Below are 16,819 nucleotides of genomic sequence, written 5' to 3' on the forward strand. Positions count from 1 at the left end.
CACGGCCCACACGCGAACGCGGGAAGTGGGCCGTCGACATCATGGCACCCGGAAAGCCGCGGACACACGGCACGGGGCACGCCCGTCCCCGCCGTCCCGGCCCCGGACCGGACGAACGTTCCACGGTTTCTTCCGTCAATGCGCTGGGGGACGCTGAATGACGGAGGGGTGGAACGGTTCAAACCGGTCATCGGCCGGGAGACGGGGACGGATGTGTCCACCGTGCGGGGGACACCCACCGGAACGTCGGCCGACGCCGTCCCCTCTGCGACAGCGGAGACGGTGTCGCAGATCAAGGGGTGGGGACCGGCACCGGCTGTGGTGGGCGCGTGCGCACGGGGGTAGAGGGTGTCGGGGATCCGGTGGTTGGTGTGTGGTTGCACAGGTGTCCCCCGGATCCGGAGGTCAGTGTTCCGGGGACAGTGACACGGTCTGTGAAGCACCACCTCCCACGCGGGTGTGGATCCGTTCAGGTGACATCGCCGTCAGCTCCAGCTCGCGGCCGCACGCCGGTTGATGTCACTCATCCGGTCGTTGCCTTCGCCGACGGTGCGGGCGATGGTGTCGAGGATGACGTTGAGTTCATTGGCCGCGTTGTCCCATTTCTGCTGGGCGGCCCGGTACTCGGCGGCCGAGTCACCTTCCCAGGTTTCGACCATGGGCCGGATCTGACGCTTGATTTCCTCCAGCTGCTGGCTGATACGGCCTGAGGTCGCACGAATGTCTCCGACGACGGAGGCGATCTCGCCGAACTGGTAACGAATGGTGGAGTCCATGCTGTTTTCCTTTTTGTGTGGTGGTTACGGGGGTCGACGACGTACTAGAGCTGGAGACCGGCCGCACCGGTCCTGCGGAGGGCCTCGGCGTTCTGCGCCTCGACGTTCTCGAAGGCCCCGGCGTTGCTCCGGAGATTCTCCGAGATGCTGCCCAGGGATTCCTGGAGTTTGACGGCGGCGGTGTTCCACCGCCCCATGAGCTCATCGAAGGACACCTGCGCGGCACCGTCCCACGATCCACGGACCTGCTCGACCACTGACCGGAGCCGGCCGAGTTCATTGCGGATGTCGTCGTTCGTGGCATCGACGTTGGAGGCCGCTTGCTTCATGACGGCTGCTTCGGTACGGAATATCTGACTCACTTCTGGCCTTTCTGGTTGTCTGACTGTTCCCGAGGGGTGGGGCATGCTCTCTTTTCACGGAGAACCGGACACGTCCTGGACGTCTGCCGCATGCCTCCCGGATTCCGGACTCCGGGGAAAAAGCGTTCCGCCGTCCGGTGTTCCGGTCACGCGGGATCGTTCTGCTCTTTCACTAAGGTGAGACCGATCGGGGTGACGGACGGTTCCGTCATTCCGGGAACTTTTCGGAAATCCCCTCTTTCCGCGGGGCAACACTGTTCACCGCCATACGGCAGACCGCCCGCTGTGCGACGGTCGGAGTGATGCGGGTGTGGCAGCCCACGCTCATCTGGTGATCGCCCTCGACCCAGGTCGTCCAGTCCACGAACGATCCGTCTCCCGGATCCTCCCTATAGGTGACCACTGCGTCCGCGTCCGGCCGCATCCCCGCCCGGTCCGTCCGGTGCAGTTCCGGATCCGTCTCGACCCGCATCGACACCTCCTCGAGAACCGCGGCGGCGGGAGCCCCGAAAGCGGGGTCCGCAGCCAGGTGTATGCGGAGGTCGGGGTCCGGGCCGGTGGCGGTGACGCCACCCCGCTCCCCGGGGGTGAGGATGTATCCGGCCGGAGTCGCGACACTGATGTTCCCGGAATCGAGGACGACGGTCCCCGGTCGTTGCACGGGTGATACCGCCGTCCCGGGGTCCGGCCCGGTGACCGGCGCCGGCGACGTGGGCGGCGGCGACGAACGGACGGTACCGGAACCGACGACGCTCCCCGCCTCTCCCCCGGGACCGGTCGCAGGCCCGAGGCTCCACCACGAGAACCCCACGACCCCGAGGACAACCCCCACGATCGCCACGTGGAAGAGCGTGGGGCGGAAGGAGGCGCGGGCGCGGTGGCGCCGACCCGACCGTGGCCTACGGATCGCGAACTCCCCACTGCCCCGCACCCCGTCCACCGACCCCGTCGTGTCATCGCCCACCACACCCCGGAGTGGATCGCAGTGAACCTCCGCACCGTCGGTCAGCAGTATGTCGGTGAGCAGATCCGCGGAATCGGTGTCGGACGCCAGGACGGTCACCGGGTGTCCCTCCCAACTCCCGCCGACGAGCTCCCTCGCCTGTTCGACGACGGCGTCGAGCCACAGGGGACTGTCATCGGGGATCAGATCATCACGGAAGACCGTCCGCTGTTCCCCGCTCGGGGTGGTCAGTTCGAAAACGGTGGCCGCCGCCAGAATGGTGATGCGCATCAGTGTGTCGCCTTTCGGTCGGGTGTGGCCCCGGGTCGGGCTATCTGGCAGATGCCGTGGACGCTGCCGTGCGTCATCCAGGTACCCCGGCCCGGGGGTTGCGGAACCGGACGGATCCCGAAGAGGGAACCCTCGTCGCGGTCGGCGTCGAGGAGGAGTACGGCGGGGGACTGGTCACGCAATTCCGAGATGAACGGGTCATACATCGCCCTGGAGGCACCACCCGCTTTCCGGGTCAGCACGACATGGAGTCCGATGTCACGGGAGTGCGGGATCAGCGGGCGCAGCGTCGTCAGCACACCGTCGGGCAGGAGATCATGGTCGTCGATGACCAGGAAAATGTCCGGGCCGGTCCACCACGACCTCTCCCGGAGCTGGCGCGGGGTGACATCGGTACCGGGTAGTCGCCCGGTGAGGGTGGTGAAGGTGTCGGCAACGGCGGAGGCGATGGACTCCCCCGTTGCGGCGTACACCGCCACCATGGATTCATCGAGCGTCCCCAGGTGCGCACGTCGGGGATCTAGCACGACCATCCGTGCCGAGTCGGGACCGAGTTCCGCGATCCCCGCGGCGACCGTCGCCACCAGTGTCGACTTTCCCGACCCCCGGGAACCGAGGCACAGCAGGTGCCCGTCCCCGACCGGATCCCACGGGACAGGTTCCAGACGGGGTCCACCCACCCCGAAGAGTATTCCGGTGGGGACCTCGGCGGAGTGGTCCCCGGAGCTGAGGTCGGAGAGCACGATGTCCCGGGGCAGCTCCCGCAGACGCGGTACCGGGGTGAACCCGGCGTCCCGGGTCAGACGGAGGACGTGCGCGAGGTCCTGTGCCCCGGAATTGGCGACGAGCATCGGCTCACCTTCTGCGGTGATGCCCCGTCCGGGGAGAGCCGGAAGGTTCTCCTGGGCACGCCTGTTGATCAGGGAATCCAGGGGCTCGGTGAGTTTCAGCTCCGTCCGGTGTCCGATCAGATCACGGATCGCCGGCCGGATGGAGGTCCACCGCTGCGTGGCGACGATGAGGTGCACCCGGCTCCCCGGCCCCTCCGCGGCGATCCGGGTGAAGCAGTCCCGCAGGTCCTCGGATGTCTCGATGACGGACTGCCATCCGTCCACCACGAGGAATGTGTGCCTGGCCCCCGGTTCATCGATCAACCCGATCACCTCATCGACGATCCTGCGGGTCTTCTCCGGCTCACCCCGCCCGGCGCAACCCGCGACGTGCGGCAGCGCCCCCAGATCACCGAGACTGCGGCCACCGTAGTCGAGAACGTAGAAACGGACGTCCGAGGAATCGTGACTCACGGAGAGTGCGAGCATGATGCTGCGCAGCGCCGTCGATTTACCCGTCTGCGGGCCGCCGCAGATAGCCATGTGTCCCCCGGCCCCGGTGAAGTCGACGGTGAGAGGGTCCTGACGTTGCAGGAACGGACGGTCGACAACACCGACCGCACACGTCAGGAATCCCTTCCCTCCCGCCCTCCGGATGATCCCCCCGACCTCGCCGCGGTGCACTTCACCCAGCCCCAGAGACATCGGCAACGGCGGCAGCCAGATACGGTGCGCCTTCAGTCCCCGACTCCCGGCGGCGGTGACGGCGGCGGACACCACGGCGTCGAGAAGCGTCGGACCGGTCTCCCCCACGCCGGTGGACACGGTGGGCGTCCGGACCCCATCCCCGTCCACGTCCGCCCACGTATCGAAGTGCCGTACCACCGGGACACTCCGTTCGACGGAGGACCGCCCGGTGAGCGGCTCCACCGAGAGTGGCGCCGACACGTAGGCGGCCCGGAAACGTGTCAGCTGCTCCGCTCCCGTCCTGAGGTACCCCGTACCGGGACGGGACGGCAGGAAATGCGCATCGGGCACACCCAGAACCTGGCGCGATTCCGCGGCGGAGAACGTCTTCAACCCGATCCGGTACGACAGGTGGGACTCGAGACCCCGGAGCCGCCCCTCCTCGAGGCGTTGACTGGCGAGGAGGAGATGGACGTGCAGTGACCGACCGAGACGCCCCACCGCCGTGAACAGATCCGCGAAATCCGGGTGTTGTCCGAGCAGTTCGGAGAACTCGTCGATGACGATGAGCAGAGCAGGGAGGGGATCCAGGTCATCACGGCTCCGGGCGGCGACGTTGTGATCGGTGACGTTGGCGAAACCACCGGCACGGCGAAGGACCTCCTGCCTCCGGTTCATCTCACCTGAGATCGCGTCGTGCATACGTTCAACGAGATGCGCCTCGTCGGACAGGTTGGTGATGACCGCCGACGTGTGGGGGAGTTCCTCCAGACCGAGGAACGTCGCCCCACCCTTGAAGTCCACGAGCACCAGGTTGAGCTCATCGGGGCTGTGGGTCGCCGCAAGAGCGACGACGAGCGTGCGCAGCAGCTCTGATTTTCCGGACCCCGTCGCACCGATGCACAGGCCGTGCGGCCCCACTCCCCCGTAGGCCGACTCACGGATGTCCAGCACCACCTGTTTCCCCGCGTCATCGGCACCGATGGGGACCGCCAGACGATCTCCCCCGGGTTTCTTCCAGAGCCTGTCCCCGGTGAGTGCGGACACGCCGTCGATGCCGAGCATCGAGAGCAGGTCCGCCCCCGTCTCCTGCACGGTGTCGGTCTGCGGGCGCCGGTACCCGGTGATGGACCGCGCGAGCGCGGTGAGTTCCTCCCCGGTGAGGGTGTCCGCGGCCCCGAGGCGTTCTCTTCCCGCACCCGAATCGACGCAGACGGAATCGTCGACGTACAGGAGCAGCCCCTCGGTGCGGGCGATCTCCCCCAGCTCCGTTCCCGGGTGGGAGTCGATGTCGATGATGGTGGTGACCTCCCCGCCGACGGTGACGCCGTCCCTGTGTCCGGGTCCCGTGACCAGTACGCGGAACGCCGCGCCCCGGGGGTGCCGGGAATGTGGCAGCCATTTCAGCCACCCGTGCCCGGGCAGGGTGGAACTGATCCCCACAGCTTCAGGTCCGTGGTGGAACACGAGCTGGGCGATCACCGCCCGCACCAGCCCCTCCGCCCCGGGGCCGTGGACACCGATCACGGGAAACGCCCCCAGATGCACGGCGAACGGTACATCGCGCACGACACCGATGGTGTGCATCATCTGTCGCAGTGCCACCATGCACACCGGATCAAGGTCCTCCGGGGATCCGGTGTCGGCCACCACGACCGGGGTGCACAACCGTACCGGGCCCAGCCCGATCCGGATCTCGAACGCATCGGGGTCCGTCGCCCCGCGTTCCCACATCCTCGGTGATCCGGCACGACCGTGGAGCTGCCCCGGGTCCGGGTGCCGGTGGAATTCCGTGGCCCGCTGTCCGGTCGCGTTCAGCCGGGCCTGTTCCGTGACGGCGGACAGGTGACGGAGATACACCCTCCGTTGTTCGTCGGGATCATCTGAGCCGGACGGATTCACCATCGCGAACATGCTCACCATCATCATCAACGGGAAGAGAAGCAGCCCCGGGTTCAGGCCACGCCCTCCCATCATCATGAGTCCGACCATCGCGACGAGCACCAGCACCATGACCAGCGGCATGAGGAGACGGAGCAGTGGAACGGGTCGGGGTCTCGCCGCCGGGGGAACCGGATCGACGTTCAGTTCACCCACGGGCAGTGGTGGCGCGGGTTCACGCTCGGCGGGCTTCAGGGGCAGGACGATTCCGTCGTTGCGGGGAGGCGGCACGGCAGTTCCTCGGACTTTCCGGGGTCAGCTCCGCCGAGGCACCGGGACCGGTTTCCACCCGTCACCCCGACACGGCCGTGGGTGGTGGACGCATCACGCGCCACGACCGGCACGACGGATCACAGCGGACACGAATGGTGCGCCAGGTGACGTGACAGACGGCATCGGAACGGTGTCCGACGGATAGAACATGCCCGGATCCCCAAATCCGGCTGGACTTGGTGGAAATTATAGGACATCCTTAGTTTGGTTGCACAGGTTCTACCTCACCTCCCGACAAGGTCACGGCACTGTCCGGGACACACCGGGAGGTGGGCCACCATGCCATCCGCAACCACCTCGCAAGGGGGAACCAGTGGCCGTTGACCACGCTCTCCGAATCACTGTCCGGATCACTCCGGACGCCGTCGCCCTCCACCCGGATGCCCCGGGTCTCCCACCCCCGGAGATAGAACTCGTCCTTCCCGTCCGGGCCAGCCTCGCCGAGATACTCCCGGAGATCCTGGATCTCGCCGGACTCCCCGGCCATCCGGGCCCCTGGGTCGCATCCACCGCTGTGGGCGTCCCGGTGGAGACCGCGGTACCGCTGACCCACACGGCTCTCCGCCAGGGAGGGGTTCTCGTGCTCTCCCCGGGAACGGTCCCCGAAGCTCCGGTGCTCCGGGACGCGGCGGAGATCCTCTCCGACGGAGATCCGCACCGTCCGCCGGCAGGCCTGGGGACGGCCGCCGCCGTGGCGGGTCTGGTCGCGTGCGCCCTGGTGGCGGCCGTCGGCGTTCCACCCGGAGGTGATCTCCTGTCCCCGGCGCTCCGCATGGGGCTGCTGGGTCTGCTCTGTCTCGTGGTGGCCGCCCGCATCGGATCCGGTTCCGACGGCCACGGCGGGAACACTGCGATCCCGGTACTGGTCACGGGGGTCGTCATCTCCTCGGTCGTGGCGGTGACGACCGGCGTACTGGGCGGTGCCCCGGTTCCCGGGATCGGGCCGGGCCCGGACACGGGCGCCGCCGTGATCGGTGGGTGTCTCACCGGGCTCGTCGCTCTGGCCGTCTGCCGGTTCTGCTGCCCGGTGACGCGGGAGCTCCCCGCAGCCGTGACGGCGTGTCTCCTCCTCACCGTCGCCGGGGCCTGCACGTTGCCCATCGCCGGGGACTATGCGGGGGCGGCTGCGGCCACGATCGGATTCGCGTTGATCGCCGTGACGGTTCTCCCCTCCCTGTCCATCAGGGTCGCCGGTCTCACCGTTCCACGTCTCCCTCCCGCGGGTGAGGACATCGGGCTGCCGGAGGACCCCGACCCGGAGGTCGGTGACCGCACGACCTGCGCCCGCGCGGTGCTCGCCGGGTCACTCGCGGGAACCGCTCTCGCCGGTGGTTTCTGCGCCCTCGTCGTCGGATGGTCGGGAGGTGGTTTCCCGGCCGCTCTGTGTCTGGCGACGTCCGTCGCGACCGTTCTCCACGCACTCCGGCACCGTAGCCCGCTGGCTGTGTGGGCGCTGTGGATGTGGTCACTGTGTGCCGCGGGAGGGGTGGTTCTGGCCGGAATCGACGCTGAATCACCGGGACTGGCGGTTGTCAGTTCCCTGACGGCCGTCGTCATCCTCACCGGGCCGTGGTGGGGGCCGGCCGTCGCCGGATTCCGACCGGTGGCGGTCAACTGGATGGAGCGGTTCGAGACACTGGCCGTGGCGGCGGCACTCCCCCTCGCCGCGCATCTCCTCGGTGTCTTCGCGCTGATCAGGGAGCTCGGATGAGGCGTCTCACCGTGTTCCTCGGAACCGTCGCGTTCCTCCACGCCGCGCAGTTCATCGCGGGCGCCGATCCTCCGCCGGTTCCGGTTCCTCCCGATCCCGGCTGCGCGGCCACCGTCCCCGCGGCACCGGGGGATGTCCCGGGCGCGGACGACACACCGGATTCCCTGGAGAGGGCGCACCAGTTCGCCACCGGTGCCGGTGTCCGTGTCGCGGTCATCGACACCGGCGTAGCACCGCACCCACGTCTTCCCCGGGTGATCCCCGGTGGTGATCTCGTCGTCCTCCGGGAGCACCGACCGGATGCCCCTCCACCGCCCGATGGTGCACTCGACGACTGCGACGCTCACGGCACGATCGTCGCGGGAATACTCGCCGCGCGGCCCTCCCCCGACGACGGGATCGTCGGGGTGGCTCCGGGGGTCGACCTCGTCAGCATCCGGCAGACCAGCACCCGCAGGGCAACGGAGACGGTCGGGGCGGGTGGCAGCCTCGCCTCCCTCACCGACGCCGTCAACCTGGCGCTCGACCAGGGGGCCCGTGTCATCAACGTGTCCCTGACCAGTTGTCTTTCCCCTGAGGCCGTCGGGAAGGTGGACACGGACGCCTTCGATTACGCCCTCGCGCGGGCCGAGGAACTCGGGGTCGTGGTCGTCGCAGCAGCGGGTAATGCGGGTGACCGGTGCCCTCCCGGCAGCGTCGTTCTTCCGGCCCACAGGCCGACGGTCATTTCGGTGTCCGCCATCGACACACCGCACACCGTCGCCGACTATTCCGTCGCCGGTCCCGGGCCGCTGCTGTCCGCGCCGGGCCGGGTTCCCGTCGCACTGTCTCCCCGGGGCCCGGGATTCGTCGTGGGGGTCGCGGAGCGGTCCGGCACAGGTGTCTTCGAGGGGACGAGTTTCGCGGCACCGGTGGTCAGTGGAACCGCAGCCCTGCTGATCGAACTGCACCCCACCGATTCAGCCGCAGGTATCCGTGCCCGGATCGCGGCGGCAGTCGATCCTGCGACCGGCACGGTGGATCCCGCGACCGTGATCACCCATGTCCCCGCGGACTACCGGGGTATCCCGCACCCCGTCAGTGTCGCCACACCGATCGAGCCCCCCACCGGTATCCGGGAAAGGTCACTGTCCACCGTCACCATTCTGCTGGTCGTTGTCGGTGTCGCGCTGATCGTCAGGTACGCGGGGGCCCGACGCCGCCGGGTTCGCGGACGTGTGGATCAGTAGCGTGGTTCGAGCGCCCTGTCCCGGGTCAGTGCCTCGCCGGCGGGTAACAGCCTGATGATCGGCCAGGGGGCGGGTGAGGGCTCCCTGACACCGATGACCCCGAGCTCCTCCACACCACCGACGGGGTGCCTGAGGCCACTGTCAGACACCAGGTAGTGTCCGTGGCCGGTGTCCACACCGATGCCGTTGACGAGAACCGACGCATAGCGGGTGGCGACGGAGTCACCGGACAGCGCCACCCCCGCGCCCGTCACGTAGATTCCGGTGGCACCGGCTTCCTCCGTAGAGGTGTCGACGACCCCCAGACGGCCGACGTCACCGACCGCACAGACCGTGACCGCCCGGGGATCGAGCCAATCCAGATCCGTCCGGGGGAGCCTGATGTCCTCCGGGGACGCATCGGGGCGTGCCGCCGGGCCGTCCTGCGGAACCGCACGCTCCGAGGCCCCGAGGTCGAGGAGTATCCCCCGTTGCAGGGGAGTCACCGGCAGTATCCCGTCCGGGCGCAGCAGCCAGGATTCCCGGCCGTTTCCGAGCAGCACCCCGGAGTTCGGCGGCCGTACGTAACGGGGCAGTTCCCGGATCGCGTTGAGGATCTCAGGTGGGGGGTCCCAGGTCGGGGTGTGCGGACTGATGCCGAGACGTCGCCGCAGCACCCTGCCGAATCTCGTCGACGGATCGGGAAGGGTTGTCCTCCCCTCCGCGGTGATCACGTGTTCGACCCCGTTGACCCGCGCCAGCACCCCGGAACCGGGCGAGGGCTCCGCGGGCGGTGGCCCGACGGTGACCGTGATGTCCGTGGCCGACTGGCACACACCCCAGACCAGACCATCGGGAACCTCGTCCGCGACGGGCCCCGGAGCTCCGGGTATCCCCACCGGTACACCACGTTCCATTCCGGAGAGCACGGAATCAGCCGCCGCGACGGGTTCCACGGCCGATCCCGCGATCAAGCGGGCGGAGGTGAGGTTGCCGACGGGGTGGAGCTTCCCGTCCACCCGGGAGTACAGCGCACCCGATTCAGCCCTGACGACCGCGGCATCACCCGGGTCGGGTTCGGGGACGAAAACCGCCATCGCACCGGCGGCGAGGCCCGCGAGCACACATCCCGCGACGCCGAAGAGAATCCCCCTGCGGCGACGTCCGAGCGGGTCATGTATCAGACGGGTGTCACCGGTGACGAGACCGTGTTCGAGCCGTCGGACGAGAAACTTGTGGCCGCTGACCTGTGCACGGGTGGTCGGAAGCGGGAACCGGTTCATCAGGGGACTCCAAGGGCGGGGACATCACGGACGGGGACACGTCGGAGAACGGGGCCCGTGCCCGTACGCCCTTGATCGCGCGGTCACCGGCTGAACCGGAAGATCCCCCGCTTCCCGTCCCCGGATCACCGCAGAATCGGGAAAGCGCCCGTATCCGACCTTCCGGACACCATACTATCGGAGTTGAAGCAATCCCGGTACGCCCACTTTTCCGCCGACACCCCGGGTCACCCGGCCGCGGCGGCCGACTCCCGCATCTCCTTCTCCAGTTCAGACTCGAAGTGTTCGACCGGACCCCGGAGGGCTCTGCTCGGCCGGTGGTGGTACGGGCGCAGTCCGTCACCGGAACCGGCCGGCGAAACACCGGCCTCAGCGCGGGTCGGCAGTGGGGGCAGTGGCTCGGGTGAGTTCCCCGGGGCACGCATACGGTCCAGCTCCGAATCGGTGAACCACTCGTTGACCGCGTAGATCGAGACCTGGCGATCCTTGTACACGGGCGTGACCCCCGGTGTGTTCCAGAGTTCGACCTCCATCTCCGGGATCGGTTCCTGGAACGCCCAGAAGTTCGGCGGAGACACGTAGATGTAGTGGACGTTGAGGATCTGTGCCGCCCGGTCGACCTCGTTCTCCATGTCGGGGTGACCCAGATTTCCGGTTCCGAGCTCATTCGGATTCCAGAACATCCGGTTCGTCGCACTGTTCGGGGACACCGTCGGCCACAGATAGTGCCTGAAGACGTTCGGAAGACCGTTGTACGGGTACATCCAACCCGAACCGTCGGCGGGATTGCTCATGATCGTTCCCTCGTACGCCAGCGGTTGTTCCGCCAACCACCGGTACGCCTTCAGGTCCGTCGAATCGACCATACGTCCGTCCCGTGCCGCACCGATCGCGAACTCCGGGACGACCCGCATCTCGTCCTCGGCTTCCTGCACCAGGAGGAACCCGCCGAGGAGCGCAACCACGACGCACAGGGGTGCCGATACTGGCGCGAGGCGCCGAACCGGGCCGAGCAGGACCAGCCTCCCGACGGTGGCGAGCGCCACCGCGGCAGCGGCGGCGGTGAACATCGCCACGGGCATCACCAGACGGTGCGGGGTGTTGTAGTGCAGTGAACCGATCTGCGTCGCCGCACCGGTCCACCACGTGTCCTCGAAGGGGAACAGGGAGTTGACCGTGACCACCACACTGACGAACCAGAACAACGGGGCCCAGATGTTCCGCCGCCACCCGATCAGAATCACCCCACCGACCGCGGCCGCCCAGAGCAGTGGCTCGTTGACGCCGAAATCACCCGCGTGCCGGGTCTGCATCTGGATCGCGACCCACCAGGACTCACTCCGGGTGAGGTCCTCGTAGGCGACGAAGGACTTGACCTCCTCACTCTGGCCCAGTCCGGTGAGGATCTGGGGCAGGAGGATCAACGTCCCCGCGATACCCGTCGCCGCCAGGACGGCGAGATCCCGGACCCGGAACGAGATGTGCTCCAGCCGGGTCGTGGGTCGGTGCGCCGGCCGCCACAACAGGTCGAGCAGCCACCACAGCCCGAGAACGAGGATGACGATCGTGGCGGCGGACGGGTGGGTCTCCACCATGCCGACGAACACCAGGGCGGCGGCGAACGCACGGACCGGCGCAGCCGGGACGGACATGAACAGTCCGAGGACGATGAAGGCCATCCCGACCGCCGCGAGATAGGGCCACGCCCCGACGTAGTACCCCACCCAGTAGAGGACGGGCATGGGGGCCACGATGATCGCGGCGAAACCGGCGGCGATCTGCGCGGTCAGGCCACGGTTCCCCAGGAGACGCCAGGCGAGTACGGCGGCGGCGAGCGGGAGCAGCAGTGCCGGCAGGACGACGGACGTCAGGTTTATCGCCGCGATCCCGGACATGCCGGTCAGCTCCCGCACGAGCGCGGCACCCGCGTGCCACGCCGTCGGATAGAACAGCAGCTCCCGCGATTCGGTGTTCTGGAGTTCCCCCATTCTCGTGGGGGACGCGACACCGGTCTCCTGGATGAAACGGACGACACTCGCGTGCCAGTGCACGTCCCATCCCTGGAAGATGTTCTCGAGTCCGTAACGCGCCTCCCGGAGCAGTCCGAGACTCCGCGAGACGAGAAGGACGAAGGAGACCAGTACCCCGGTGCCGGGGAGGACCCACACAGGGTCGAACAACGAACCGGCGAGCCAGCGTTCCTCCCGTTTCCGGGACCGTTCCCGGGTGTCCTCCATACTCCGGACACTGGGTTCCGCCGGGATCTCCTGTGGCGTACGGCGTATGGTACCGCCCTCCCCCGTGGTCTCCCGGGATTCAGGGGTGTCCGCCGGCGCCACCGGTGCTCCCACGGAATCCCCGGCACCGGTTGCAGCGGCTGGCGGTGTGGCGGGAGATGAGGATTCGGTCGCCGGGTTCCGGTCGGCCTCCACGACGGTCGGTTCCTCCGGAGGAGACTCCACCGTCACGGATCCATCGGCACCGTCCGGGTCCTCCGTAGCCGCTCTTCTCCGTGCACGGTCCCTCCTCCGTCGAGTGACGGCGAGGGCACCGAGCCTCCAGCATCCCGCGAGCATGATGATGAACACGGTGAAGACGCTGACACTGCGCGCATCATAGGCGTAGGGTGTCAGCCCGTAGAACCAGGCCGCGAGTCCGTAGATGCCGAAGCTGGCCGGAATCGACGCCGCAGCCGCCCAGGGCGCACGGACACCGGAGACACGGCAGGTGAGGAAGCCCGGCACGGTGAACACCAGAACTGCGACCAGTACTGCCTGGTACATGTCCATGGGGTGCCCCACCTCTCCTTTCCGGTCTCTCTGTGTCCACCTCTCAGGGTGACTGCCGTGCCGCCGGGTCCGGGCGGCGCAGGCCCGCCCGCCGAACGACGTTCAACCACCAGAGTCTAGCTGTCTCCGGCCGCCTCGCCCGCAGGACGCGCGCCGGTGTGCTGTGCGTCGGGACCCGGCCCCTCGAAGTGGGGGTTTCCCTCGGGACATCCCTTCCCGCGCGCACGGTGTTCCTCCCCTTCCAGGACGCGGACGCCCCGCGTCTGTTCGGCCCTCTCGGCGAGTTCCCCGTCGTCGGGGTAGTCGACGGCCACGAGGGTCAGACCGTTCGCCGGGGCCACCGGCACCAGCGGGGATCGACTTCGTTCCGCGAGGAGCCCGCCGGTGAATCCCGCGGGTCGTCGTCCCTCGCCGACCGCCAGGCAGGCACCGACCAGCGACCGGACCATAGACCAGCAGAAGGCGTCCGCCGTGACCTCCGCGAGGTACAGCTGGGGTTCCGCCGGCGTGGAGATGTCACGCCAGGTGAACGCCTGAAGATCACGGACGGTCGTCGCCCCGGCTCTGGCACGGCAGAACGCCGCGAAGTCGTTGAGGCCCGTGAGTACCTCGGCGGCGTCCTGCATCGCCGCGACGTCCACGTTCCGCGGCCAGTGTGCGGTGTCCCGCGCACGGAGCGGGAGCGCTCCCCTGGCGTGCGTCGTCACCCGGTAGACGTAGTGCCTGCGGAGTGCCGAGAAACGGGCGTCGAATCCCTCCGGGGCGCGGGTGCAGCGATGTATCCGGACATCCGGGGGGAGCAGTTTCGCGAGTCTCCGTACCAGCGTCGAGGGATCGTCCCCGATGGAGCGGGTGCCGAGAGCTGCTGCGGGTACATCCAGGTGTGCGACCTGGCCCGTGGCGTGGACTCCCGCATCGGTTCTCCCGGCCACGGTCAGTTTCGCCGGAAACCGGAGGATCTTGGACAACGCGTCCTCGAGGGATCCCTGCACCGTCCGCAGTTCCACGCCACCGGCGGGTTTCTGCCGCGCCCAGCCGTGGAAGTCCGTTCCGTCATAGGCGAGATCGAGACGGAGCCGGATCGGTTCGGTCGGGTCGGGGGGTGAGGTCGGATCGGTCACAGCGGATGAGTCTACCGCCACGGGTCGCCGCGGGCGGATACCGGGAGACTGGCCGCGGACACCCCGTGAAACGCCGGAACCCACGACACCGTTCCCCTGACGGGGACCGTGATCGTGGGTTCTCGGTTGTGGCCGGCCCGGGTTGGGGCCGGCCGGGGAAGGGAACTACTTCTCTTCCTCGGCCTTCTCGGGCTCGGCTTCAGCCTCGGCCGGGGTGGTGGCCTCGTCCTGCTCGGCCTCGGCGGCCTCTTCGGCGGCCTGGGCGTCGGTGGACTCGTCGGCCTCGACCTCGACGACCTCTTCCTCGGCCTTCTTGGAGGCTGCTGCGCGGGCGGCACGGGTGGCCTCCGCGGAGACGGTCTCCTCGAGGACGAGCGAGATCTGGCTCATCGGGGCGTTGTCGCCCTTACGGTTCTCGAGCTTGATGATGCGGGTGTAGCCACCATCGCGGTTCTCGAACTTCGGTGCCAGTTCATTGAACAGGTACGCGACGACGTCCTTCTGGTTGACGAGCTTCAGGACGTTGCGGCGGTCGGCGACGGTGCCGCTCTTGGCCTTGGTGATGATCTTCTCTGCGTAGGGACGAAGCAGCTTCGCCTTGGCATCGGTGGTCTTGATAGCGCCGTGCTCGAACAGCTGGGCAGCGAGATTCGCCAGGATCTTCTTCTGGTGCTGCGCCGAACCGCCGAAACGGGCGCCCTTCTTGGGCTTGGGCATTGGGGGTACTCCTCGTGTACGTGTGTGTGAGCGCGGCGGCCGTGGTCCGCCGGTCTATCCGACCGACGGGGCCGCCTGGGCGTGCTACCCGGGTTTTACTCGGAATCGTCGCCGTCGACGTCGATGAAGTCACCGGTCTCGGCGTCGTATCCCTCGATGGTGGAGGGATCGAAGTCCTCGGGGGCGTCCTTCAGTGTCAGGCCCAGGTTGGCCAGCTTGATCTTCACTTCGTTGATCGACTTCTGACCGAAGTTACGGATGTCGAGGAGATCGGACTCGGTGCACTCAGCGAGTTCACCGACGGTGTGGATCTCCTGACGCTTCAGGCAGTTGTAGGAACGAACGGAGAAGTTCAGGTCCTCGATGGCCATGCTGTAGTTGGCGTTCGTCTCGGTCTCCTGGGTGGAGGGGCCGAGATCGATGCCCTCAGCGTTGGTGTTCAGCTCGCGGGCGAGACCGAACAGCTCAACCAGGGTCTTGCCTGCCGACGCGAGAGCGTCACGGGCGGTGATGGAGTTCTTCGTCTCGACATCGATGACCAGCTTGTCGAAGTCCGTGCGCTGGGCGACACGGGTGGCCTCGACCTTGTAGCTGACCTTGAGCACCGGTGAGTAGATCTGGTCCACGGGGATGCGGCCGATCTCTCCGGTGTCACCGGTCAGGGTTGCGGGAACGTAACCGCGCCCACGCTCCACGACCAGTTCGATGTCGATCTTGCCCTGCTCATTCAGGGTGGCGATGTGGAGCTCCGGGTTGTGGACCTCCACGCCCGCCGGCGGCTCGATGTCGGCTGCGGTGACCTCGCCGGGACCTTCCTTGCGGAGGTACATGACGACGGGGTCGACCGAGTCGGAGGACAGCACGAGTCCCTTGATGTTGAGGATGATGTCGCTGACATCCTCCTTGACACCAGAGATCGTGGTGAACTCGTGGAGAACGCCCTCGATCTTCACGCTGGTGACCGCGGCGCCCGGGATGGACGACAGCAGGGTCCTGCGCAGAGAGTTTCCGAGGGTGTAACCGAAGCCCGGTTCCAGCGGTTCAATGGTGAAGCGGGAACGGGAGGAGTCGATGTACTCCTCGTTGAGCTCCGGACGCTTTGAGATGAGCATTGCTTGAAGATCTCCTTCTGTGACGCCCGCTATTTGACGTCAGTAGGCAGACGATATGACGGTGTGGACGAATCCACGAGACGGTTCCCGCGACCCCGTTGTCCCCGCACCGTCGGAGGACGGTCGGTGGAACGGGTTGCGCGGGATGAACCGGCTTACTTCGAGTAGAACTCGACGATGAGCTGCTCCTGAAGCGGCACATCGATCTGGGCACGCTCGGGCAGCTGGTGCACGAGGATGCGCAGGGTGTCGGGAACAACCTGGAGCCAGGCCGGAACGACGGAATCGACGAGGCGATCCTGTGCGTCCTCGAACCACTCCATCTTCCGGGACTTCGGACGGACATCGATGATGTCGTACTGCGAGACCTGGAAGGACGGAACGTTGACCTTCTTGTTGTTCACGGTGAAGTGACCGTGGGAGACCAGCTGGCGTGCCTGACGACGGGTACGCGCGAGGCCAGCGCGGTAGACCACGTTGTCCAGGCGGGACTCGAGCAGGATGACCAGGTTGTCGCCGGTCTTGCCGGGGCGACGGTTCGCCTCGGCGTAGTAGCGGCGGAACTGCTTCTCCATGACGCCGTAGGTGAAGCGGGCCTTCTGCTTCTCCTGGAGCTGGAGCAGGTACTCCGACTCCTTGATGCGTGCGCGTCCCGCCTGTCCCGGGGGGTACGGGCGGCGCTCGAACGCCATGTCCCCGCCGACGAGGTCGACGCGGAGACGGCGGGATTTACGGGTGACTGGGCCGGTATAACGAGCCATAGTGTGTCTGTTTC

At 67.6% G+C, this 16,819-nt stretch carries 12 protein-coding genes; 2 read left to right on the forward strand and 10 right to left on the reverse strand.

The features are described from left to right. Positions 1-485: 485 nt before the first annotated feature. The 4 genes from JIM94_RS01105 to eccCa all read right to left on the reverse strand — a co-directional run bounded on the left by JIM94_RS01105 (position 486) and on the right by eccCa (position 6,061). Positions 486-776 carry a WXG100 family type VII secretion target gene (locus JIM94_RS01105; protein WP_200253812.1) on the reverse strand — a complete coding sequence of 97 codons (291 nt, stop codon included), beginning with the start codon at positions 774-776 and terminating at the stop codon, positions 486-488. Positions 777-820: 44 nt separating this feature from the next. Next, complete coding sequence (locus JIM94_RS01110) at positions 821-1,138, reverse strand: WXG100 family type VII secretion target (protein ID WP_200253814.1); 318 nt, start codon at positions 1,136-1,138, stop codon at positions 821-823. A 208-nt stretch (positions 1,139-1,346) separates the two neighbouring features. Beyond that, positions 1,347-2,372: a type VII secretion-associated protein gene (locus JIM94_RS01115; RefSeq protein ID WP_200253816.1), complete on the reverse strand. Its 1,026-nt coding sequence runs from the start codon at positions 2,370-2,372 to the stop codon at positions 1,347-1,349. Beyond that, complete coding sequence (gene eccCa / locus JIM94_RS01120) at positions 2,372-6,061, reverse strand: type VII secretion protein EccCa (protein ID WP_248085853.1); 3,690 nt, start codon at positions 6,059-6,061, stop codon at positions 2,372-2,374. The genes JIM94_RS01115 and eccCa overlap by 1 nt, the downstream gene beginning before the upstream one ends. A 355-nt stretch (positions 6,062-6,416) precedes the next feature. Here eccCa and eccD point away from each other — a divergent pair, with 355 nt between their 5' ends. Then, a complete protein-coding gene (eccD, locus tag JIM94_RS01125; protein ID WP_200253818.1) occupies positions 6,417-7,814 on the forward strand; it encodes a type VII secretion integral membrane protein EccD in 1,398 nt (465 codons plus the stop codon). Further along, complete coding sequence (locus tag JIM94_RS01130; RefSeq protein WP_200253820.1) at positions 7,811-9,043, forward strand: S8 family serine peptidase; 1,233 nt, start codon at positions 7,811-7,813, stop codon at positions 9,041-9,043. Before eccD ends, JIM94_RS01130 begins: the two co-directional genes overlap by 4 nt. Here the strand turns inward: JIM94_RS01130 and eccB are convergent. From eccB to rpsD, 6 genes are all read right to left on the reverse strand, one after another. After that, complete coding sequence (eccB, locus tag JIM94_RS01135) at positions 9,037-10,305, reverse strand: type VII secretion protein EccB (protein ID WP_200253822.1); 1,269 nt, start codon at positions 10,303-10,305, stop codon at positions 9,037-9,039. The genes JIM94_RS01130 and eccB overlap by 7 nt on opposite strands. 227 nt (positions 10,306-10,532) lie before the next feature. After that, positions 10,533-13,094 carry a DUF6541 family protein gene (locus JIM94_RS01140; RefSeq protein WP_200253824.1) on the reverse strand — a complete coding sequence of 854 codons (2,562 nt, stop codon included), beginning with the start codon at positions 13,092-13,094 and terminating at the stop codon, positions 10,533-10,535. A gap of 116 nt (positions 13,095-13,210) precedes the next feature. Then, positions 13,211-14,215, reverse strand: coding sequence for a tRNA pseudouridine(38-40) synthase TruA (truA, locus tag JIM94_RS01145; RefSeq protein ID WP_200253826.1), 1,005 nt, complete (start codon positions 14,213-14,215; stop codon positions 13,211-13,213). A 165-nt stretch (positions 14,216-14,380) separates the two neighbouring features. After that, positions 14,381-14,932: a 50S ribosomal protein L17 gene (gene rplQ / locus JIM94_RS01150; protein ID WP_200253828.1), complete on the reverse strand. Its 552-nt coding sequence runs from the start codon at positions 14,930-14,932 to the stop codon at positions 14,381-14,383. 95 nt (positions 14,933-15,027) lie between these two features. Beyond that, positions 15,028-16,044 carry a DNA-directed RNA polymerase subunit alpha gene (locus JIM94_RS01155; protein WP_200253830.1) on the reverse strand — a complete coding sequence of 339 codons (1,017 nt, stop codon included), beginning with the start codon at positions 16,042-16,044 and terminating at the stop codon, positions 15,028-15,030. Positions 16,045-16,199: 155 nt separating this feature from the next. Continuing rightward, positions 16,200-16,805, reverse strand: a complete 606-nt coding sequence (gene rpsD / locus JIM94_RS01160) for a 30S ribosomal protein S4 (protein ID WP_198734918.1) — start codon at positions 16,803-16,805, stop codon at positions 16,200-16,202. Between the last annotated feature and the right edge of the window lie 14 nt (positions 16,806-16,819).

This window comes from Corynebacterium pygosceleis (assembly GCF_016595275.2).
GTDB classification, from domain to species: Bacteria; Actinomycetota; Actinomycetes; order Mycobacteriales; family Mycobacteriaceae; genus Corynebacterium; species Corynebacterium pygosceleis.

Coding starts and splice junctions, on each gene's coding strand:
- JIM94_RS01105 (WP_200253812.1), bottom strand. CDS start 776: ATGGACTCCACCATTCGTTACCAGTTCGGCGAGATCGCCTCCGTCGTC.
- JIM94_RS01115 (WP_200253816.1), bottom strand. CDS start 2,372: ATGCGCATCACCATTCTGGCGGCGGCCACCGTTTTCGAACTGACCACC.
- JIM94_RS01130 (WP_200253820.1), top strand. CDS start 7,811: ATGAGGCGTCTCACCGTGTTCCTCGGAACCGTCGCGTTCCTCCACGCC.
- eccB (WP_200253822.1), bottom strand. CDS start 10,305: ATGAACCGGTTCCCGCTTCCGACCACCCGTGCACAGGTCAGCGGCCAC.
- JIM94_RS01140 (WP_200253824.1), bottom strand. CDS start 13,094: ATGGACATGTACCAGGCAGTACTGGTCGCAGTTCTGGTGTTCACCGTG.
- rplQ (WP_200253828.1), bottom strand. CDS start 14,932: ATGCCCAAGCCCAAGAAGGGCGCCCGTTTCGGCGGTTCGGCGCAGCAC.
- JIM94_RS01155 (WP_200253830.1), bottom strand. CDS start 16,044: ATGCTCATCTCAAAGCGTCCGGAGCTCAACGAGGAGTACATCGACTCC.
- rpsD (WP_198734918.1), bottom strand. CDS start 16,805: ATGGCTCGTTATACCGGCCCAGTCACCCGTAAATCCCGCCGTCTCCGC.